Source organism: Bacillus sp. JZ34, assembly GCF_053903205.1.
Window position 1 is genome coordinate 1,221,784 of sequence record NZ_CP096403.1, and the last position, 20,620, is coordinate 1,242,403.

At 46.0% G+C, this 20,620-nt stretch carries 18 protein-coding genes; 16 read left to right on the forward strand and 2 right to left on the reverse strand.

Annotated features, from left to right (window positions below; translation table 11 throughout):
- Nucleotides 1–78 precede the first annotated feature (78 nt).
- Nucleotides 79–810, reverse strand: coding sequence for a beta-glucanase (gene bglS, locus M1D90_RS06180; protein WP_025811000.1), 732 nt, complete (start codon nucleotides 808–810; stop codon nucleotides 79–81).
- A gap of 626 nt (nucleotides 811–1,436) precedes the next feature.
- Here bglS and citZ point away from each other — a divergent pair.
- From citZ to coaE, 9 genes are all read left to right on the forward strand, one after another.
- Complete coding sequence (gene citZ, locus M1D90_RS06185; RefSeq protein ID WP_020452555.1) at nucleotides 1,437–2,555, forward strand: citrate synthase; 1,119 nt, start codon at nucleotides 1,437–1,439, stop codon at nucleotides 2,553–2,555.
- A gap of 166 nt (nucleotides 2,556–2,721) precedes the next feature.
- A complete protein-coding gene (gene icd / locus M1D90_RS06190) occupies nucleotides 2,722–3,993 on the forward strand; it encodes an NADP-dependent isocitrate dehydrogenase (protein WP_023855485.1) in 1,272 nt (423 codons plus the stop codon).
- Nucleotides 3,994–4,040: 47 nt separating this feature from the next.
- Nucleotides 4,041–4,979 carry a malate dehydrogenase gene (gene mdh, locus M1D90_RS06195; RefSeq protein ID WP_020452553.1) on the forward strand — a complete coding sequence of 313 codons (939 nt, stop codon included), beginning with the start codon at nucleotides 4,041–4,043 and terminating at the stop codon, nucleotides 4,977–4,979.
- Between the two features lie 329 nt (nucleotides 4,980–5,308).
- A complete protein-coding gene (locus M1D90_RS06200; RefSeq protein ID WP_020452552.1) occupies nucleotides 5,309–6,031 on the forward strand; it encodes a response regulator transcription factor in 723 nt (240 codons plus the stop codon).
- Nucleotides 6,024–7,769, forward strand: a complete 1,746-nt coding sequence (gene pnpS, locus M1D90_RS06205; protein ID WP_020452551.1) for a two-component system histidine kinase PnpS — start codon at nucleotides 6,024–6,026, stop codon at nucleotides 7,767–7,769. The genes M1D90_RS06200 and pnpS overlap by 8 nt, the downstream gene beginning before the upstream one ends.
- A gap of 255 nt (nucleotides 7,770–8,024) precedes the next feature.
- Complete coding sequence (gene polA / locus M1D90_RS06210; RefSeq protein WP_456283186.1) at nucleotides 8,025–10,664, forward strand: DNA polymerase I; 2,640 nt, start codon at nucleotides 8,025–8,027, stop codon at nucleotides 10,662–10,664.
- Between the two features lie 18 nt (nucleotides 10,665–10,682).
- Nucleotides 10,683–11,510: a DNA-formamidopyrimidine glycosylase gene (mutM, locus tag M1D90_RS06215; protein ID WP_023855481.1), complete on the forward strand. Its 828-nt coding sequence runs from the start codon at nucleotides 10,683–10,685 to the stop codon at nucleotides 11,508–11,510.
- Nucleotides 11,511–11,730: 220 nt separating this feature from the next.
- Nucleotides 11,731–12,363, forward strand: a complete 633-nt coding sequence (gene ytaF, locus M1D90_RS06220; RefSeq protein ID WP_009329359.1) for a sporulation membrane protein YtaF — start codon at nucleotides 11,731–11,733, stop codon at nucleotides 12,361–12,363.
- A 17-nt stretch (nucleotides 12,364–12,380) separates the two neighbouring features.
- Nucleotides 12,381–12,986 carry a dephospho-CoA kinase gene (coaE, locus tag M1D90_RS06225; protein ID WP_456283187.1) on the forward strand — a complete coding sequence of 202 codons (606 nt, stop codon included), beginning with the start codon at nucleotides 12,381–12,383 and terminating at the stop codon, nucleotides 12,984–12,986.
- A 26-nt stretch (nucleotides 12,987–13,012) separates the two neighbouring features.
- Here the strand turns inward: coaE and M1D90_RS06230 are convergent, their stop codons facing one another.
- Nucleotides 13,013–14,497 carry a pectate lyase family protein gene (locus M1D90_RS06230; RefSeq protein WP_456283188.1) on the reverse strand — a complete coding sequence of 495 codons (1,485 nt, stop codon included), beginning with the start codon at nucleotides 14,495–14,497 and terminating at the stop codon, nucleotides 13,013–13,015.
- A gap of 253 nt (nucleotides 14,498–14,750) precedes the next feature.
- Between M1D90_RS06230 and M1D90_RS06235 the strand changes: the two genes are divergently transcribed.
- The 7 genes from M1D90_RS06235 (at nucleotide 14,751) to M1D90_RS06265 (ending at nucleotide 20,608) form a co-directional block, all read left to right on the forward strand.
- The gene (locus M1D90_RS06235) at nucleotides 14,751–15,773 is read left to right on the forward strand and encodes a glyceraldehyde-3-phosphate dehydrogenase (RefSeq protein WP_020452546.1); all 1,023 of its coding nucleotides are present in this window, start codon (nucleotides 14,751–14,753) and stop codon (nucleotides 15,771–15,773) included.
- A 235-nt stretch (nucleotides 15,774–16,008) separates the two neighbouring features.
- Nucleotides 16,009–16,395: an adenosylmethionine decarboxylase gene (gene speD, locus M1D90_RS06240; protein WP_020452545.1), complete on the forward strand. Its 387-nt coding sequence runs from the start codon at nucleotides 16,009–16,011 to the stop codon at nucleotides 16,393–16,395.
- A gap of 185 nt (nucleotides 16,396–16,580) precedes the next feature.
- Nucleotides 16,581–16,973 (forward strand): hypothetical protein, encoded by a 393-nt coding sequence (locus M1D90_RS06245; protein WP_020452544.1) that lies wholly within the window; start codon nucleotides 16,581–16,583, stop codon nucleotides 16,971–16,973.
- A gap of 16 nt (nucleotides 16,974–16,989) precedes the next feature.
- Entirely contained in the window at nucleotides 16,990–17,448 is a 459-nt protein-coding gene (gene nrdR / locus M1D90_RS06250) for a transcriptional regulator NrdR (RefSeq protein WP_020452543.1), read from the forward strand.
- 116 nt (nucleotides 17,449–17,564) lie between these two features.
- Nucleotides 17,565–18,989: a replication initiation and membrane attachment family protein gene (locus tag M1D90_RS06255; protein WP_023855478.1), complete on the forward strand. Its 1,425-nt coding sequence runs from the start codon at nucleotides 17,565–17,567 to the stop codon at nucleotides 18,987–18,989.
- 15 nt (nucleotides 18,990–19,004) lie between these two features.
- The gene (gene dnaI / locus M1D90_RS06260; protein ID WP_020452541.1) at nucleotides 19,005–19,937 is read left to right on the forward strand and encodes a primosomal protein DnaI; all 933 of its coding nucleotides are present in this window, start codon (nucleotides 19,005–19,007) and stop codon (nucleotides 19,935–19,937) included.
- A 38-nt stretch (nucleotides 19,938–19,975) separates the two neighbouring features.
- A complete protein-coding gene (locus tag M1D90_RS06265; RefSeq protein ID WP_026579089.1) occupies nucleotides 19,976–20,608 on the forward strand; it encodes a TVP38/TMEM64 family protein in 633 nt (210 codons plus the stop codon).
- The last annotated feature ends 12 nt before the right edge of the window (nucleotides 20,609–20,620 follow it).

Below are 20,620 nucleotides of genomic sequence, written 5' to 3' on the forward strand. Positions count from 1 at the left end.
TAATCATGCCAACAACTTCTCATTACAATCATAAGAGCCTGCTTAGGTTGAGGCTGCAGGCTCTTATCATTTTTGACATTATTTTTTTGTATAACGCACCCAGTCGTAATGAGCGTATAGAGGTGTTACACCGTTGTAGGAACCGAGCCAGTCATCGACACCAATACCATTCCACAAGTTCATCATGATCTTTCCTGGCGTAGTCGGAATTTGGCTCGTCGCGGTATGTTTTAATTGCCCATCGACATACCATTTAATCGAGTTTGGCTGCCAATCGAACGCATACGTATGATAGGCATTGGATGCATCAAATCCGAGATCCACAAGCTTCTCATGGTTTCCTACACCATTCGTATAGTAGTTAAACTGAACCTTTGTTGTGTCTTTTCCTAAAAATTCGATATCAATCTCATCCCAAGGAGTTCCATCTGTTGGACCTGTGTAAGTGAAGAACGATGAAACGATCCCTACGTTTTTAGCTGGTTTCATTCTGACTTCATAAAGTCCATATCCATATGTTTGAACAGAGCGATTTTCCCCGCAGTCAAACTTGTTATAAGATGGACTTGTTAGCCCCAAACGCATTTCACCTAATGATGTCATTGATACGTTATTTGCACGCCAAGTGCAGTTGAACACACCTCCATTCGAATAACCATTTGCTTTCTGCCATACACCGGAGTTATAGCTGTTAAAAGGGTCAAAAAACGATCCGCCTGCTTGAGCCGAGGCAGTAGAAGTGACTGCAGACAAACTCAAAAACAATCCAGTGACAAGAAGCAGCAACACTCGTTTCATACGATAAGGCATGTGGCATTCCCCTTTCTTTGAAAACGTTTTCTTTATCGATCATACCTGATTCTTTTAAAAGGGAACATCAGTCAAAATAATGATAATAACTTTTCATTCATAAAAACTCCCCCCGTTTGTTTTAAAACGGATGAAGGGGATTTGCTGTAAAGTAACAAGTAAAAAATTTTATCTCTTTTTCTTTTGTTTATAAATTTATTATAGGTGAAAATCATAAACCGATTAGTATGAAAGAACTGGAGGAATACGTCTGTCCACTTTTAATAAAAATCCCTTCCCAAAACCTCCCTCAAATAGATACAGAAGAATACATGATTCTACAAAGCTGTCGATTGATAATAAATAACTACGAACCCTTGATTTATAAGGCTTTAAAAGCATTTTTGATCAAAAACCTACAAATTTATCAGATTATTGTTTATAATATAAATATGCTTAATCTTTATTAAGCATATCGGAGTATCGAACGGTATATAGAAACGCACGATTGTTTTATTTGAAAAACGATTTAATGTAAGCATTTTCTTTTTGGGTTGAAGAAGATGTATACAACATGCGTTGTTTTTGCTCCTAGGTTTTGGTTTAATTTTAAAAGGGGAAATTTTTAAAAAAAGGGAGAGATGAGTATGACAGCAACACGCGGCCTTGAAGGGGTAGTCGCCACTACATCATCAGTAAGTTCAATTATTGATGATACTCTTACATATGTAGGGTATAACATCGATGATTTGACAGAAAAAGCTAGCTTTGAAGAAGTTGTTTATCTGCTTTGGCATTTAAAGCTGCCGAACAAAGAGGAGCTCGCAGAGCTTAAAAAACAGCTTTCTGAAAATGCCGGTATCCCCAAAGAAGTGATTGACCATTTCAAATCCTACTCGAATGGAAAAGTCCACCCGATGGCAGCTCTTCGGACAGCCGTTTCTTTACTCGGACTGTTTGACGAAGAAGCAGATCAAATGGATGCGGAAGCAAACTACAGAAAAGCGGTGCGTCTCCAAGCGAAGATGCCTGCGCTTGTCGCTGCTTTTTCAAGAATCCGCAAAGGGCTCGAGCCGATTGAGCCGAATCCGGAACTCGGTTTTGCCGCCAACTTTCTCTACATGCTGAATGGAAAAGAACCTTCACCTGTTGAAGTGGAAGCGTTTGACAAAGCCTTGATTCTGCATGCGGATCATGAGCTGAACGCATCTACGTTCACAGCCAGAGTATGCGTCGCGACGCTTTCAGACGTCTACTCAGGGATCACGGCCGCAATCGGGGCCTTGAAAGGTCCGCTTCACGGCGGAGCAAACGAAGCAGTTATGAAAATGCTTTCAGAGATTGGCGAGGTTGAAAACGTAGATTCATATATTCACGCCAAGCTTGAAAAGAAAGAAAAGATCATGGGGTTCGGCCACCGCGTATACCGCCAGGGCGATCCCCGCGCAAAACATTTGAAGGAAATGAGCAGACGTTTGACGAATTTAACGGGTGAAAGCAAATGGTATGAGATTTCAGAGCGGACTGAGGAAATTGTCACGTCTCAGAAAAAGCTGCCGCCAAACGTAGACTTTTATTCTGCGTCGGTTTATCATAGCTTAGGAATCGACCATGATCTGTTCACGCCGATTTTTGCGATCAGCAGGGTATCAGGCTGGCTCGCTCACATTCTCGAACAGTATGAAAATAACCGACTGATTCGTCCGCGGGCTGATTACACCGGCCCTGACATGCAGACGTTCATTCCGATTGAAGACAGAAGCTGACCGTTTGAAAGGAGGCTGTTCGAGCTTTGTTCGGCCGGCCTCTTAACGGCTTTCTTAGGAAACAACGATTTCATGAATCTATGAAAAAACATGTTTGTCCCCCGCCAAACGGGGGAAACAAATGTTTTTCTATATTGAAGAATTACATATTATGGGAGGTTTTATTGTGGCACAAGGCGAAAAAATTACAGTCTCCGGCGGAGTATTAAACGTTCCAAACAACCCGGTTATCCCGTTTATTGAAGGGGACGGAACAGGTCCTGATATTTGGAGAGCGGCTTCAAGGGTTCTTGAAGCGGCTGTGGAGAAAGCGTATAACGGCGAAAAGGAAATCACTTGGAAAGAAGTCTACGCCGGGGAAAAAGCGTACAACAAAACAGGCGAATGGCTTCCTGAAGAAACGCTTGATACGATCCGCGAATACCTGATCGCGATTAAAGGTCCTTTAACAACTCCTGTAGGCGGCGGAATCCGCTCATTAAACGTAGCGCTAAGACAAGAGCTTGACCTGTTTACATGCCTGCGTCCTGTCCGCTATTTCACAGGCGTTCCTTCACCGGTTAAGCGCCCTGAAGATACGGATATGGTCATCTTCCGCGAAAATACTGAAGATATCTATGCCGGCATCGAATACGCGAAAGGCTCTGAAGAAGTTCAAAAGCTGATTTCATTCCTGAAAAACGAGCTTGGCGTTAACAAAATCCGTTTCCCTGAAACATCAGGCATCGGTATCAAGCCGGTTTCTGAAGAAGGAACGTCAAGGCTTGTCAGAGCTGCGATCGAGTATGCAATCGAGCACGGCCGCAAATCTGTAACGCTCGTCCATAAAGGAAACATCATGAAATTCACGGAAGGCGCCTTTAAAAACTGGGGCTATGAAGTGGCTGAAAAAGAATTCGGCGATAAAGTATTCACATGGGCCGAATACGACCGCATCGCTGAAAAAGACGGCAAAGACGCTGCAAACAAAGCGCAAAGCGAAGCTGAAGCGGCCGGCAAAATCATCATCAAAGACAGCATCGCTGACATCTTCCTTCAGCAGATCCTGACCCGCCCTGCCGAGTTTGATGTTGTGGCGACAATGAACCTGAACGGGGACTACATTTCAGATGCGCTTGCTGCCCAAGTCGGCGGAATCGGCATCGCTCCTGGAGCAAACATCAACTATGAGACAGGACACGCCATCTTTGAAGCGACACATGGTACAGCTCCAAAATATGCTGGCCTAGACAAAGTAAACCCGTCTTCAGTCATCCTATCCGGCGTGCTGCTTCTTGAGCATTTGGGCTGGAATGAAGCTGCCGACCTTGTGATTAAATCTATGGAGAAAACAATCGCATCCAAAGTCGTCACATACGATTTCGCTCGTTTGATGGACGGCGCGACTGAAGTTAAATGCTCTGAATTCGGTGATGAGCTTATCAAAAATATGTCTTAAACGGCTGTTTTGGGGTAAAACAACAACAATTAAAAGGGGTAGAAAACATGGGAAAGAAGCGAAATAAAGTATCTGTCATCGGAGCGGGCTTTACAGGTGCAACAACTGCGTTTTTAACGGCTCAAAAAGAATTGGCTGACGTCGTGCTAGTCGACATTCCGCAGCTTGAAAACCCTACAAAAGGGAAAGCGCTCGATATGCTGGAAGCGAGCCCTGTCCAAGGATTTGACGCGAATATTACAGGAACGGCAAACTACGAAGATACGGCCGGCTCAGATATCGTCGTCATCACGGCGGGAATCGCAAGAAAGCCGGGAATGAGCCGGGACGACCTCGTGGCTACAAATGAAAAGATCATGAGGAGCGTAACGAAGGAAGTTGTTAAATACTCACCTGATTGTATCATCGTCGTTCTGACAAACCCTGTGGATGCGATGACATACGCCGTCTATAAAGAATCGGGCTTCCCGAAAGAGCGGGTCATCGGCCAGTCGGGAGTTTTGGATACGGCAAGATTCAGAACGTTTGTCGCTCAGGAGCTCAACCTTTCCGTCAAAGACATTACAGGTTTTGTACTGGGCGGACACGGGGACGATATGGTTCCGCTCGTTCGCTACTCTTATGCAGGCGGCATTCCGCTTGAAACGCTTCTTCCGAAAGACCGGATCGATGCGATTGTTGAAAGAACGAGAAAAGGCGGGGGAGAAATTGTCAACCTGTTAGGAAACGGAAGTGCGTATTATGCGCCTGCCGCTTCCCTGACAGAAATGGTTGAAGCAATCTTAAAAGACCAGCGCCGCGTGCTGCCGACTATTGCCTACCTTGAAGGCGAATACGGCTATGAAGGCATTTACCTCGGCGTTCCGACGATTATCGGCGGAAACGGTCTTGAACAGATCATTGAACTTGAACTGACTGAAACAGAAAGAAGTCAGCTTGATCGATCCGTTGAATCAGTCAAAAACGTCATGAAAGTATTATCATAATGAAAACAGCAGGAAGGCTTTATACAAGCCTTCCTGTTTTTGAATGCGATCTTTTTTTACATAAAACCATATGAAAATCAAGACATAAACACGGGCTGTCAGCATATACCTAATCATAATCATCTGCCCGGACATTTTCATTCTTTTTTCTGGAAGCATTCCATCGCTTAAAACAGCGGTTTATTGCCGAAAAAGAGAGATTTTATGCAAAACACTGAAAAATCAAATTGTCGAACGGATAGGCTTTCGTTAAAATAGGAGTGAAAACGTTTATTTAACAAAAGATAGAGAAAGAGATGTCGGGGAAATCTGAAGCCTGGAGGCATGTCATGAGCAAAAAGATATTAGTTGTAGATGATGAGGAATCGATTGTTACCCTTCTAAAATATAACCTTGAACGGTCGGGCTATCATGTGGTGACGGCCATGGACGGAGAGGCCGGCTTATTAAAGGCGATTGAAGAGAAGCCGGATCTGATCGTGCTCGATCTGATGCTTCCTAAAATGGACGGCATTGAAGTATGCAAGGAACTCAGACAGAAGAAGCTGATGTATCCGATTTTGATGCTGACCGCTAAGGATGATGAATTTGATAAGGTGCTCGGTCTCGAGCTGGGTGCCGATGACTATATGACGAAGCCGTTCAGCCCGAGAGAGGTGACGGCAAGGGTCAAAGCGATTTTAAGAAGAACACAGACGCTGTCCGTTCATCCGGAGGAGACGGAAGAACCGGATGCAGGCGAGCTGATCATAGGCGAATTGAAAATACTGCCAGAACATTATGAGGTTTACTTTCAAAACGAACGCCTCGAGCTAACGCCTAAGGAATTCGAACTCCTTTTATATTTGGGAAGGCATAAAGGGAGGGTGCTGACGAGAGACCTTCTCCTCAACGCTGTCTGGAACTACGACTTCGCGGGCGATACGCGCATCGTCGATGTCCATATCAGCCATCTTCGCGATAAGATCGAAAAAAATACGAAAAAACCGGAATACATTAAAACAATCAGAGGTCTTGGCTACAAAATGGAGGAGCCGAAGCTGAATGATTAAATTCCGGACCCGGCTTTTAGCTGCCCTGCTGACGCTTTTGATTCTCGTATTTGCTTCACTCGGTTTTCTGCTCGTTCACTTGTTTCACTCCTCATACGATGCCAAACTGAGCAGCCATATTGAAAAAGAAGCCGCTTTGGTCGCTTCATTGGCAAATCGTGAAAACATGAAGTCTTCGGAGCAAGGAGCCATTTTAGAGAAGGCAAGCCGTGAACTGGACAGTCATGTATCGCTGGTTGATACAAAAGGTCAGGTTCTTTTTCATTTTGGGGGCCGTGCAGAAGATCAATCCGTTATCAAAGAAGCGCTTGAGTCGGATTTAAACGGTGAAGGAGGAGGCTTCAGAATCAATCCGGATGACGAGTCGGTTTACCGTTACGTGCAGCCGCTGAAAGAAGACGGGAATGTGAATGGATATATTCTGATCAGCACTCCTGTCGATTCATTGCAAGATATCAATCAAAAGATCTGGATTCTCCTCGGCGTGAGCCTTGGAACGGCCTTTTTAATCATCGCCGGGCTTGGGGCGAGAATAACCTCTCAATATACGAATCCGATTGAGTCTGCGACACAAGTAGCGATTGAGCTTGCCAAAGGAAACTATAAAGCAAGAACTTTCAACGAAGATGAAACGATGCTGAGCCAGTCCATCAATATGCTGGCGCAGAACCTGCAGGACATGACAAGAGCACAGGAAATGCAGCGCGACCGTCTGCAAACCGTCATCGAAAATATCGACTCCGGTCTGATCTTAATCGATGGAAAGGGTTATATTCACCTTGTGAACCGCGCTTATCAAAAGCAATTTCACGTAGAAGCCGATCAGCTTCTTTACCATTTCTATCACGAAGTGCTCGAACACGAAGAAATCATTAATCTCATTGAAGAAATTTTTATGACGGAAACAAAGGTCCGCAAAATGTTTAAACTGCCGATCAAAATTGAAAGAAGGTATTTTGAAGTCGACGGAGTTCCAATTATCGGCATCAATGATGAGTGGAAAGGCATCGTTCTCGTGTTCCATGATATGACGGAAAGAAAGCAGCTTGAAGAAATGAGGAAGGACTTTGTCGCCAATGTCTCCCACGAGCTGAAAACGCCGATTACATCGATCAAAGGGTTCACCGAGACGCTTTTAGACGGAGCGATGAACGAAAGGGAGACGCTGCTGCAATTTCTATCGATCATCTTAAAAGAGAGCAGCCGTCTGCAAACGTTGATCCAGGACCTGTTGGATCTGTCGAAAATCGAACAGCAGAACTTCACCTTGAATATTCAAAATTGCAATATTGGTGAAATCCTCGCTGAAATTGAGATGCTTTTGAAGAATAAAGCGGAGGAAAAAGGAATCACCTTGACCCTGGAAAAGCCGGAGATGCCAGCCGTTGCTTCCGGGGATCCGCACAGACTAAAGCAGATCTTTTTAAATTTGGTGAACAATGCCCTCACATATACGCCTGAAGATGGAAACGTAACGATTTCGGCTGATGTACTGGAAAATGCAGTGCAAGTCAAAGTGAAGGATACGGGCATCGGGATCAAGCGGTCCGAAATCCCGAGAATATTCGAACGCTTCTACCGGATCGATAAAGACAGGAGCAGAAATTCAGGAGGAACCGGTCTCGGCCTTGCGATCGTCAAGCATTTAGTCGAAGCCCACGACGGTGAAATCGACGTCGAAAGCGAGCGGGGGAAAGGCACCGAATTCACGGTCCGCTTAAAACGCGCATCCGAGTAGCTTCATTTAGCAAACTTTACAAAGGCTTAACAACTTTTATATATATGGTTAAAACTTGGCTGATAGGATCATTAGTGAACCCCTTCATCCAAGGAGCCATATGGACGGACGCGATCAACAGCGCGTCCCTTTTTTTATTTTTCTGCGAAATCACTCTCATTTTCCTTTCAAAATGAACTTTGCTAAAATAAAATAAGCAAATATGATCACGAAGTTGAATGGAAGCTGACGAATCGGCTCCTTAGGAGGATAAAGATGACTGAAAGAAAAAAACTAGTATTGGTTGACGGAAACAGCCTGGCTTACCGCGCGTTTTTCGCTCTGCCTCTTCTCAGCAATGAAAAAGGGATACATACAAACGCTGTGTACGGTTTTACTACGATCTTAATGAAGATGCTTGAAGAAGAAAAACCGACCCACATGCTCGTTGCTTTTGATGCGGGGAAAACGACATTCAGACATAAAACGTTTAAAGAATATAAAGGCGGCAGACAAAAAACGCCGCCCGAGCTGTCCGAGCAGCTGCCGTTTATCCGCGAGCTCCTCGACGCCTATCAAATCTCAAGGTATGAGCTTGAAAACTACGAGGCCGATGATATTATCGGCACCCTTGCCAAGTCAGCGGAAAAAGACGGATTTGAAGTGAAGATTTTTTCCGGCGACAAAGACCTGACACAGCTGGCTACAGAAGGAACGACGGTCGCCATCACGAAAAAGGGCATTACAGATGTTGAATACTATACGCCGGAACATGTCCGGGAAAAGTACGGACTTACACCTGAACAAATCATTGACATGAAAGGGCTGATGGGAGACTCATCAGACAACATTCCAGGTGTGCCGGGCGTCGGCGAAAAGACGGCGATCAAGCTTTTGAAACAGTTCCATACAGTAGAGGAGCTGCTGTCGTCAATAGACGAAGTCAGCGGAAAAAAACTGAAAGAAAAGCTTGAAGAATTTAAAGAACAGGCATTGATGAGCAAAGAGCTTGCGACAATTACGACAGAAGCGCCGCTTGAAATCACCCTCGATTCCCTCGGATACGAAGGTTTTGACAGGGAAGCGGTCGTCAAGATTTTTAAAGATCTCGGTTTTAACTCTTTGCTCGAAAGGATTGGCGAAGAGCCGGGAGAAAAAGAAGAAGAACAGTTTGAAGAGATCAACGTCACGATCAAAACAGACATCACGGATGATTTGTTTGCGTCACCGGCTTCACTCGTTGTCGAACAGCTCGGCGACAATTATCATGAGGCGCCGATCCTCGGTTTTTCGATCGTCAACGAACATGGCGCTTTCTTCATCCCGGAAGAGACAGCCGTTCAGTCGGACCGTTTTAAAGAGTGGGCCGAAGACGAGTCGAAAAAGAAATGGGTGTTTGATGCAAAACGCGCGGCGGTCGCTTTGCGCTGGCGGGGCATCGAACTGAAAGGCGCAGAATTTGACGTTCTCCTTGCGGCCTATATCATCAATCCGGGACACTCTTACGACGATGTTGCAAGCGTTGCGAAAGAACACCAATTACACATTGTCGCGGCAGATGAAGCGGTCTACGGAAAAGGCGCGAAACAGGCGGTGCCGGATGAGAAGGAGCTTGCCGACCATTTAGCCAGAAAAGCGAAGGCGATATCGCTGCTCCGCGAAAAGCTTCTTGATGAATTGGAGAAAAACGAGCAGCTCGATCTGTTTGAAGCGCTCGAAATGCCCCTCGCCCACATTCTCGGTGAGATGGAATCGATCGGTGTCCAAGTCGATGTCGACAGATTGAAAAAAATGGGGGAAGAACTGTCCGCCAAATTAGCGGAATACGAGAAGAAAATCCACGAGTCAGCAGGTGAAACGTTCAATATCAATTCACCAAAGCAGCTCGGTGTGATTTTGTTTGAAAAACTCGGGCTGCCTGCCGTCAAAAAAACAAAAACGGGCTATTCGACTTCAGCCGATGTGCTTGAAAAACTGCGCGACAAACACGTCATTATCGAAGATATTCTGCACTACAGACAGATCGGCAAGCTCCAGTCCACATACGTCGAAGGACTTTTAAAAGTAATCAAAAAAGACAGCCATAAAGTGCATACCCGCTTTAATCAAGCTTTAACACAGACGGGAAGGCTCAGCTCAACCGATCCCAATCTGCAAAATATACCGATCCGTCTTGAGGAAGGCCGCAAAATCCGGCAGGCGTTTGTCCCTTCGCAAAAAGGCTGGCTCATATTCGCTGCGGATTACTCCCAAATCGAATTGAGGGTTCTCGCCCACATTTCAAAGGATAAAAATTTGATTGAAGCGTTCACGAACGATATGGACGTTCACACGAAAACGGCGATGGATGTTTTTCATGTATCAGAAGAAGAAGTCACCCCTGCGATGAGGAGGCAGGCGAAAGCCGTCAATTTCGGAATCGTCTACGGAATCAGCGACTACGGCTTGTCGCAAAACCTGGGAATTACAAGAAAGGAAGCGGCCGCGTTTATTGAGCGCTATTTCCACAGCTTCCAGGGAGTTAAAGAATACATGGAAGAAACCGTTCAAGAAGCGAAACAGAGGGGCTATGTGACGACTCTTTTAAGCCGGAGGCGGTATATACCGGAATTGACGAGTCGGAATTTCAATCTGCGCAGCTTTGCCGAACGGACGGCAATGAACACGCCGATCCAGGGAAGCGCAGCAGATATCATTAAAAAAGCGATGATCGACATGGCGGACAAGCTGAAAGAAAAAAATCTCCAGGCCAAACTGCTGCTGCAGGTTCATGACGAATTGATTTTTGAAGCGCCTGAAGATGAAATCAAAGTGCTTGAACAACTGGTTCCGGAAGTAATGGAACATGCATTGGAGCTCGATGTTCCGCTGAAAGTGGACTGCGCTTCAGGGCCTTCATGGTACGATGCAAAATAGAGAAAAGGAAGTGATGATGTGCCGGAATTACCAGAAGTCGAAACGGTCCGGCGCACTCTTGCCGGGCTTGTAAGAGGGAAAACGATCGATGCGGTTGATGTCAGATGGACAAAAATCATAAAACGTCCGGAGGAGCCTGAGGAATTCGCAAGGCTCCTGGCCGGTCAGACGATTCAGTCGATCGGAAGAAGGGGAAAATTCCTGTTGTTTCATCTTGATGATTGTGTCATGGTTTCCCATTTGAGAATGGAAGGAAAGTACGGGCTTCATCAAAACGATGAACCCCTTGATAAACATGTGCACGTCATTTTCAGGTTCACGGACGGAAGCGAGTTGCGCTACCGGGATGTCAGAAAGTTCGGCACGATGCATTTGTTTAAGCCGGGGGAGGAACTGACGGAGCTGCCTCTCAGGCAGCTCGGTCCCGAACCTTTCAGCGAGGAATTTACAGCCGGTTACTTAAGAGAGCGCCTGAAGAAAACAAACCGCTCAGTGAAAACCGCACTGCTCGATCAGCGGACAGTGGTCGGGCTGGGCAATATTTATGTCGACGAGGCTTTATTCAGAGCCGGTATCCATCCCGAGACAACAGCGAACAAGCTCACAAAAAAACAGACGGTTCTTCTTCATGAAGAGATCGTTCAAACGTTAAAGGAAGCTGTTGAAGCAGGGGGAAGCACAGTCAGATCTTACATCAATTCACAAGGTGAAATCGGCATGTTCCAGCTCAAACTTTTCGTTTACGGCCGGAAAGATGAACCTTGTAAAAAGTGCGGATCTCCAATTGAAAAAACAGTCGTTGGCGGAAGGGGCACGCATTTTTGCATAAAGTGCCAGAAAAAATGACAATCGCATAAAAGGGACAACAGCAAGCCGTATCATGGTTCAAGCTGTCGATGCATACGCTCCATATAGCTGTTAAAAGCAAGCTTTAAGGTGTGATGTTTCTTTTTCGGGTAAACAACACACGGATGGTTTTCTTCTTTCATATATATAAGAAGCCTAGAAAGCTGCCTTTAGGCTGCATGACTTAACTGCTCGCATCAACAGAAAGGAAGAGCCTGATATGATGTTTGCATCTTTCTTGCTGCTGGCATTTGCCGTCAGCTTGGACAGTTTTTCAGTCGGATTTACTTACGGATTGCGAAAGTTGAAAATCCCATTTAAAGCGATTTTGATTATTGCTTTTTGCTCTGGTGCCGTGATGTATATTGCCATGATGATCGGAACCCTTTTGGCGAAATTCCTGCCCGTTGTCGTAACAGAAAGGCTCGGAGCCGTCATATTAATGGGGATCGGCGCATGGGTGCTGTATCAGTTTTTCAGGCCGGAGAAAGAACAGGATCTCGTCTTCTCTGAAAAAACGCTCATCAACCTTGAATTGAAATCGCTCGGAATCGTGATACACATTTTAAGAAAACCGACAAGCGCCGACATTGATAAATCAGGAATCATTACCGGTATAGAAGCTTTCCTTCTCGGTTTTGCCCTCTCTATTGACGCGTTCGGAGCAGGGATCGGCGCGGCTGCGCTCGGCTTTTCCCCTGTACCGATGAGCATTACGGTAGGCATCATGAGCTCATTGTTCGTATTTTGCGGAATACAGGCGGGGCGATTTTTATCGAAATGGAACTGGATGGATAAACTGACCTTTCTTCCCGGTATATTGCTGATTATGATCGGCATCTGGAAACTGTAAGAAGGAGGTGCAGGCCTTTGACATTGGTCATCGGGTTGACCGGAGGGATTGCCAGCGGCAAAAGTACTGTCGCGCAAATGTTCCAGCAGTGCGGCATCACAGTCGTCGATGCGGACGTGATCGCGAAAGAGGCCGTTGAACAAGGGATGCCCGCTTATCAGAAAATCGTAGAGACATTTGGTCAAGGCGTGCTGCTTGAAACAGGCGGTATCGACCGGAGAAAACTTGGAGAAATTGTTTTTACTAACGAAGAAAAGAGGATGCAGTTAAATGCGATCGTCCATCCGGAAGTGAGAAAAATGATGATCAAACAGCGCGACGAAGCCATCCGGGCCGGTGAACGGTTTGTTGTTCTCGATATTCCGCTTTTATATGAAAGCGGGCTTGAACATTTGACAGATAAAGTGATCGTCGTCTGGGTGCCGATGGAGCTTCAGCTTGAGCGGCTGATGAAAAGAAACCGGCTCACTGAAGACGAGGCGCTGAACAGAATTCACGCCCAGCATTCTCTTGACGAAAAAAAGAAAAAGGCAGACGCGGTGATCGATAACAGCGGCAGTCTGAAAGATACAGAAGGGCAGCTTCATCAGCTGCTTGATACATGGTCAAATATTGAAAAGTGAGCGCGAAATTGCGCTCACTTTTTTTATTAGTCGTTGTTAAACTGGCTGTAATTCGCATAATACAGCGCGGTGCGTTGTGCACCTGCATACCGTTCGGCAAAAGCTTTGGCATTGCCTGCCTTCATCGTCCGATAGCTGTAGTTGGATGAAGGTTTCCAGCTTGTTTCAGGCGATTTCTGTCCTTTTATCGCCGGATATGATCCGACATCTTTAAATGAGCCGTCTCCGTAATCATCAAGTATGCCTTTCTCGCTGCCCGTACCGAAGTAATTGGCTTCAGAATAAATTTTGGCCAATGTCGTTATCGTGAAGCCTAGATGGTAATTGTTGATATAATTGTTTTTCACATGAAACTGGCCGTAACGCATCAACCCGGGCGCCCTGACATAGAGATTCTCAAAGCGGTTGTGGCTGATTGTCATCCGCGGATATCCATTATATATACTGTGGTATTGCTTGTCATCTTGAGGCCAGCCGAGAATCAAGCCGTACCTGTGGTCTGTGAATGTGCTGTGAGACAGTGTGACGTAATCGGCTTTAGCGCCGATGTATAAGAGCTTGTCGAGATCGTGACTGTTTGCTGAATAGCTGTGGCCCTGGAATGTGACATGGTCAATCCAGTAATTCCTCGAATCTGTAATGTAAACAGGGATGTCGTTGTTTTCATTTATGAATGCATCATGTGCAATGATCAGATTTTTGAAAATCACGTTGCCTGAGTCCGTTTTTGTTTTAAAGTAAATGTTGTTCAGCTTATGTTTTTCATACGAGCCGATGATTGTTTTATTGGCACCCACCGTCAATACCGTTTTGGCTGAAGCGCCGATATTGCTGGAGACGACAATGGTGCGGGGCGTTGAACCTCCAATATTGGCTTTCAGTTCGCCCAGATTGTTGACATAGACGACTTTTCCAAACAGGCCGCCGGTTGTGCCTGTTTTCTGCTTGCCATTCGATTCCTTTGCATAGCCCGCGAAACCTTCGAGACCGTCGCTTGGAAGCTTCCACTTTTGGACGGAGCCGCCTGTATATTTGGCAAGCTTCACTCCGTTGCCGTCCAGTGTCAGGGCAAGGCTGTTGTTTTGCGCACTGACGATTTTATACGTGATAAAGTCTCCGTTTCCGTCTTTGTCAGCCCCGATAATATTCCACAACTCTTCTTTTCGTGAATTGTCATAGTAGACTACAGCGGGATTATTGTTTGACAACGCGTAATGGGAAGGGATGATAATTTTGCCGTTATCCATATTTCTGATTTTGAACTGTTTGCCGTCAGACGTATCCAGCCTCCATCTTTCTGCTTTTTCCCCGCTCGTCTGTTTTGCTGTTAGCGGTGCATTATCTTGATTCCCGGCGGGCGTGATGTTTATGCCTGATAAGCTTTCCAGCCTGATCATCTGTTTCGGATAATCTTCGTTCGCCGCGGAAGCGGCTGCTGTTCCTATAAAAAAATAAATGCCGGCCGCAGCCAAAAAAGAAATGATAAAATATATGTTTTTGGTCAGTTTCATGGTTGTCCTTTCTTGAAGACACTGCCTTCTGTCGTGTGAAAATTTGGCGCCGTTGGAAATTGTAGCACTAAAGATGTATTTGAAATATATGCTTTAATGCCGATTTTTTCTAGTTCTTTGTTCACTGTTTCACAAAAACCGCGTAAATTTGCTGTAAAAGAAACAAATGGTATGGCTAATTAAAAATAATGTGTTATACTTATTTTGAATAAATCATGATGTGGAATGACATAAAATAAGGGGTGCATATTTGATGAAAGTGAAAGTTGCGATAAACGGATTCGGCCGGATCGGCAGAATGGTGTTTAGAAAAGCGATGCTTGATGAACAGATTGACATTGCAGTGATCAATGCGAGCTACCCTCCGGAAACGCTCGCTCATTTAATAAAGTATGACACAAATCACGGCCGATATGAGCTTGATGTAAACGCTGGAGACGATTGCCTGTTCGTTAACGGTAAAAAGGTCATGCTGACCAATCAGAGGGACCCTAAACTTCTTCCGTGGGCGCAATACGGGATCGACATCGTCGTAGAAGCGACGGGGAAATTTAACGCGAAGGAAAAAGCGGAAGCTCATATTGAAGCCGGCGCGAAAAAAGTTATTTTGACAGCGCCGGGGAAAAATGAAGACATCACAATCGTGATGGGCGTCAATGAACGCGAATTTGATGCGGAGCGTCATACGATTATTTCAAACGCTTCCTGTACGACGAATTGTCTCGCTCCTGTCGCAAAAGTGCTTGATGATGCATTTGGCATTGAAAACGGCCTGGTGACCACTGTTCACGCATTTACAAATGATCAAAAAAATATTGATAATCCGCACAAAGACTTGAGAAGGGCGCGCGCCTGCGGTTCTTCGATCATTCCGACAACGACAGGCGCCGCGAAAGCGCTGTCACTTGTCATGCCACATTTAAAAGGAAGAATGCACGGCCTGGCCCTGCGCGTTCCCGTCTCAAATGTGTCACTCGTTGACCTTGTGGCTGATTTAAAAAGCGATGCGACGGCAGAAGATATTAATGAAGCGTTCCGAATGGCGGCGGCAGGCTCGATGTCCGGGATCCTCGATGTATGCGATGAACCGCTTGTCTCATCCGATTTTAATACGAATCCATACTCGGCGGTGATCGACAGCCTTTCAACAATGGTGCTTGAAAACAGAAAGGTGAAAGTGCTCGCATGGTATGACAACGAATGGGGATATTCGTGCAGGGTTGTCGATTTAATCAGATACGTGGCTTCAAGAATGAAACACCCTTCGGCTGTATAAAATAAGAGCATGGACGGATAAAAAATAAATACCCCTTAACCATCAAATGATAAAACCGCCTTGCAAAAAATATTCAAACAAAGTATACTATTTTTCGTGAACTTCTAGTTCGTGAGCGCTTCGGCATTACTTAAAGGGTTAGGACCTCTCCGGACTAACTTTCCCCCGTGGTAAATGACCGGTTCAGTTGCTTGGAAATTCACTTTTCTAATTCTTGTTAAGGGGGGTCCATGCTATGGAAACAATGGGGCGTCACGTTATCTCCGAACTGTGGGGATGCGATTTTGATAAGCTGAATGACATGGATTTTATTGAAAAAACGTTTGTAAATGCGGCACTGAAGTCAGGTGCTGAGGTACGTGAGGTAGCCTTTCATAAGTTTGCACCTCAAGGTGTAAGCGGGGTTGTGATCATTTCTGAATCTCACTTGACCATTCACAGTTTTCCTGAACACGGATATGCCAGCATTGATGTTTATACTTGCGGAGATTTAGATCCGAACGTAGCTGCCGATTATATCGCAGAAGAATTAAGAGCAGAAACAAGAGAGAACATTGAAATACCGAGAGGCATGGGACCTGTTCAGGTGAAACAGGCCAACGCCAAAGCACAGGCACTTTAATGCCGATAGAGGAGCTGGATGAAAAAGCGGACACCGCTTTTAAAATCCGCTCCTTTTTCTTTCCTCTCGCGACAATCCCCGAAACATATTTTCCCCGGCATTCTCTTGCCCTAATTTGTTTTCCCTTGGAAATCAACCATTTTTTTAATAAAATATAGAGAAGAAAGACAAAGGGGACAGGGGATATGAGTCTTTTTCAAAACATTCACCGGTTTTTTTCTACACACGCCGAAACGTCTGACCGCCATCCTTCGGACAAGCTGAAGAGCCGCTATTATAAAGCGGCGTCAAAAGAAGCGCTCAATGCTGTAAAGGAAGTGCTGGAAGGCCTTGACGGCTGTAAGGTGACATCGGTGTCGGAAGAAAGAGGAGAAATCAGCGCCGAGGTGAAAAAAACGCGAAAAGCTTTTGTGGTGGCGACAGTCGTGTCGATTCGCCCTTTTGATACAGCGGTGGATTTTAATGTGTCAACGGAAACGTTTTTGCCGACCGATTTTGGCTACAGCCGCGGGCTTGTCTCGACGCTATACAGCGAACTGGACGGAAAGCTGCAGAAATCTGTACATTCAAACAATTGAATAGGGAGCTGAAAAAATGAAATGTCCAGCATGTCAGCATAACGGGACGAGGGTTTTGGACTCCCGTCCCGTTGACGAAGGCAGATCGATTCGCAGAAGACGCGAATGCGAATCATGCAACTATCGATTTACTACATTTGAAAAAGTGGAAGAAATTCCGCTCATCGTCGTAAAAAAAGAAGGAATCCGGGAAGAATTCAGCCGCGAGAAGATGCTCCGCGGTTTGATCAAAGCGTGCGAAAAACGCCCTGTCGCCTTAAAGCAACTTGAGGATATTTGCTTTGAAATTGAAAAAGAGCTTAGAAATCAAGGCGTTGCTGAAGTGAAAAGCGATATGATCGGAGAAATGGTGATGGACCGGCTTGCGAAAATCGACGAAGTCGCATACGTCCGGTTTGCTTCAGTATACCGCCAATTTAAAGATATTAACGTATTTATCGACGAGCTGAAAGACTTAATAAAGAAAGAACGGTAAAGAGCTGTAAATTAATCCAGCTCTTTTCTCATGATAAAACCACGGTCGTGTGACATGAAGGCCTGAAAAAGGTGTAAAATGAGGACAAGAAACAAAGTGGAAGGTTGACAAAAGATATGAGTAATTATTGGAAAGACTTGCTTCCTGTCGATCCGTACGTTGTCAAAAGCTGCGGATTGCTTCAGGACTTGGACCGGCAAATTGTCACGCTATTGTATCAGCCTCTAATCGGCTCTTTTTCATTCAGCTTGTTTCTCACGCTGTGGGGGGAACTGGAGCAAAACAGAGTCTGGGGGAAAAGCTCGACTCACAGACAGCTGATGGCGGCGATGCAGACCAACCTGAAGACGATTCACTCAGAGAAGGAAAAGCTTGAGGGAATCGGACTGTTGAAAACTTATATGAAAGAAACGGAAGACGAGCGTTTGTTTATATATGAATTGATTCCGCCGCTCAGACCGGATGAGTTCTTTCAGGACGGCATGCTGAATGTCTTCTTGTACAACCGCGTCGGAAAAGCGAGGTTTCAGCAGCTGAAAGAATACTTTTCCCACCCGTCTGTTCCCGAAGAAGCACGGGATATCACCCGTTCTTTCAACGAAGTTTTTGCATCTGTCCAGCCGAGCGAATGGAAGATGTCTGACGATATGATCGAAGCGATGGAGCTTCGCGAAGATCGTGAATGGATGAAAGAAGGGAATGGCAAACCGGCGGCGGTCACAGACGACGCCTTTGACTTTCAACTGTTTCTCGCCGGTTTATCCGACACGCTTATTCCGAGAAAAGCGCTGTCAGACCAAGTGAAGGAAACGATTAAAAAGCTCGCCTTTCTCTACGGGATCGAACCGCTTCAGATGCAAAACGTCGTCATGTCAGCCGTTGATGAGCACGATACGATCACGACAGAAGCGCTCAGAAAAGCGGCGAGCGACTGGTATCAGATCGAGCGCAGCGGCCCGCTTCCGGAACTCGTCGACAAAGTGCAGCCGATGAATCTCCGCGAACAGCCGAATCAACAGTCGTCAACGAATGCCAAGGAAGACAATTTGATTGCTTTGCTTGAGCAGGTATCGCCGAAAAAGCTGCTGCAGGATATCGGCGGCGGAGCGGAACCATCCAAAGCCGATCTGAAAATTATAGAAGAAATAATGCTTGACCAAAAATTAGAGCCCGGCGTCATCAATGTTCTGATTTATTATGTCATGCTGAAAACCGATATGAAGCTTTCGAAAAATTACACCCAAAAAATAGCTTCTCACTGGGCCAGAAAAAACGTTCGCACGGTTAGAGAGGCCATGAAGCTTGCGAAAGAAGAAAACCGCCAATATCTTGAATGGGCGGAAGGGAAGAAAAAGCCTTCCCGGAACAAGAAAGTCATCAGGGAAGAAAAGCTGCCTGACTGGCTTCGGGAAAGTGACGAAGCCGACAGCAAACCGCTCGAAACAGAGCCGGCCGGTTCCGTAACGAGAGAAGGCTTTGACCAACAGAAGCAGAAGCTGCTCGAAGAAATAAAAAAACTGAAAAACCATTCCGCTCTTTAATGTGAGGTGAAGATGATGGAGCCGATTAAACGCGCTTTGCAAGGCGTGACGACGAGACCCGATTTTCAAAAACGCCTTGAAGATATGAAAGAAAAAGTGCTCTCTGACAAGGATGTTCAGGAGTTTTTAAACAGCCGCCAGTCAGAAGTGGATCAAGGAATGATCGACAGGAGCCTAAACAAGCTTTATGAATTTACACAGCAAAGCAAAGCATGCCAAGACTGCCCGAGTCTGAAAGAGTGCAAAAACCTGATTCAAGGTTATCATCCAAAGCTTGTGATGAACGGAAAAACGATCGATGTTCAATATGACAGGTGTCCGGAAAAAAAGGCAGCGGACGAGAGGGAAAGACAGCGGTCGCTGATTAAAAGCATCTATATTCAACAGGATCTCTTGAATGCTACGTTTGCCGATATTGACGGAGATGATCCGAGCAGATTAAAGGTCCTTCAGCTTGTGACGGGCTTTTTGCATGACTATAACGAAACGGGAAAGGGAAAAGGCATCTACGTCTACGGGAAGTTCGGGGTCGGAAAAACCTTTATGCTGGCCGCCATCGCCAACGAGCTTGCGGCAAAGGACCATCCATCCATTCTCGTCTATGTCCCCGAATTTGTCAGGGAACTGAAAAATGCGATACACGATCAGTCGCTTGAAGAAAAGCTTGAGATGGTCAAGTCTACGCCGATTCTAATGCTCGATGATATCGGTGCGGAGTCCATGTCAAGCTGGGTGAGGGATGAGGTGCTTGGCGCCATCCTTCAGCACAGAATGTCTCATCAGCTGCCGACGTTTTTCTCTTCCAACTTTGACCCTGATGAACTGAAACACCATTTCACCTATTCGCAAAGGGGCGAAAAAGAAGAGGTGAAAGCGGCAAGGCTGATGGAGAGGGTGCTGTATTTAGCGACGCCTGTCCGGCTGGACGGGAAAAACCGACGTCAGTAATCACATGATCCCGAGCTTCAATTACGGAGATGAAGAAGATGCAAAAAAGAACCTTGGCCAAATGGACGGTTATCGCCGTAATCGCGGCGGCCGGACTATGGTTGAATGCGAAATATCTGAATCTGAGCCCCGCTCATATAAGAGAAGGCGTCTTATCCTTCGGGATTTTCGCCCCGCTCATCTATATCGGATTATTGATGATCCGGCCGTTTTTGCTGCTACCTGCTTCCGTTTTCGCCGTCAGCGGGGGCCTCGCATTCGGTCCGCTGTTTGGCTCTTTGTATTCTTTTATCGGTGCGGCGGGCGGTGCATTTTTGTCATTCGCTGTTGCATACAGGCTCGGCGGAAACCTTCAGCACATGCCGCTGAAGCTTGACAGCCTGCGGACGCTTTTGCGGAAAAACGGCTTTTTCTGCATTCTGCTCTTGAGGCTCGCGCCGATTCATTTTGACGCGGTTAGCTATGCGGCAGGCGTGTCAAAAGTGAAGCCCCTGTCGTTTGCCCTGGCGACGGCTGCGGGCATCATTCCGGGCACCGTTATTTTAAATGTGCTCGGGTCAAGCCTCTTGACCGGCGACATCATAGCAATTGCAGCTACAGCGGCAATTTACTTGATATTCATTACCGTGCCTCTTTTGTTCAGAAAAAAAGTGCAGGCGCTCCTCGATTAAGGGCTCATCCTT

Excerpts from the sequence above, each read along its gene's own strand:
- M1D90_RS06255 (WP_023855478.1), top strand. The coding sequence starts at position 17,565 with ATGAGTAATTATTGGAAAGACTTGCTTCCTGTCGATCCGTACGTTGTC.
- M1D90_RS06200 (WP_020452552.1), top strand. The coding sequence starts at position 5,309 with ATGAGCAAAAAGATATTAGTTGTAGATGATGAGGAATCGATTGTTACC.
- M1D90_RS06265 (WP_026579089.1), top strand. The coding sequence starts at position 19,976 with ATGCAAAAAAGAACCTTGGCCAAATGGACGGTTATCGCCGTAATCGCG.
- citZ (WP_020452555.1), top strand. The coding sequence starts at position 1,437 with ATGACAGCAACACGCGGCCTTGAAGGGGTAGTCGCCACTACATCATCA.
- pnpS (WP_020452551.1), top strand. The coding sequence starts at position 6,024 with ATGATTAAATTCCGGACCCGGCTTTTAGCTGCCCTGCTGACGCTTTTG.
- nrdR (WP_020452543.1), top strand. The coding sequence starts at position 16,990 with ATGAAATGTCCAGCATGTCAGCATAACGGGACGAGGGTTTTGGACTCC.
- mdh (WP_020452553.1), top strand. The coding sequence starts at position 4,041 with ATGGGAAAGAAGCGAAATAAAGTATCTGTCATCGGAGCGGGCTTTACA.
- M1D90_RS06235 (WP_020452546.1), top strand. The coding sequence starts at position 14,751 with ATGAAAGTGAAAGTTGCGATAAACGGATTCGGCCGGATCGGCAGAATG.
- M1D90_RS06245 (WP_020452544.1), top strand. The coding sequence starts at position 16,581 with ATGAGTCTTTTTCAAAACATTCACCGGTTTTTTTCTACACACGCCGAA.
- bglS (WP_025811000.1), bottom strand. The coding sequence starts at position 810 with ATGCCTTATCGTATGAAACGAGTGTTGCTGCTTCTTGTCACTGGATTG.
- speD (WP_020452545.1), top strand. The coding sequence starts at position 16,009 with ATGGAAACAATGGGGCGTCACGTTATCTCCGAACTGTGGGGATGCGAT.
- ytaF (WP_009329359.1), top strand. The coding sequence starts at position 11,731 with ATGATGTTTGCATCTTTCTTGCTGCTGGCATTTGCCGTCAGCTTGGAC.
- polA (WP_456283186.1), top strand. The coding sequence starts at position 8,025 with ATGACTGAAAGAAAAAAACTAGTATTGGTTGACGGAAACAGCCTGGCT.
- dnaI (WP_020452541.1), top strand. The coding sequence starts at position 19,005 with ATGGAGCCGATTAAACGCGCTTTGCAAGGCGTGACGACGAGACCCGAT.
- M1D90_RS06230 (WP_456283188.1), bottom strand. The coding sequence starts at position 14,497 with ATGAAACTGACCAAAAACATATATTTTATCATTTCTTTTTTGGCTGCG.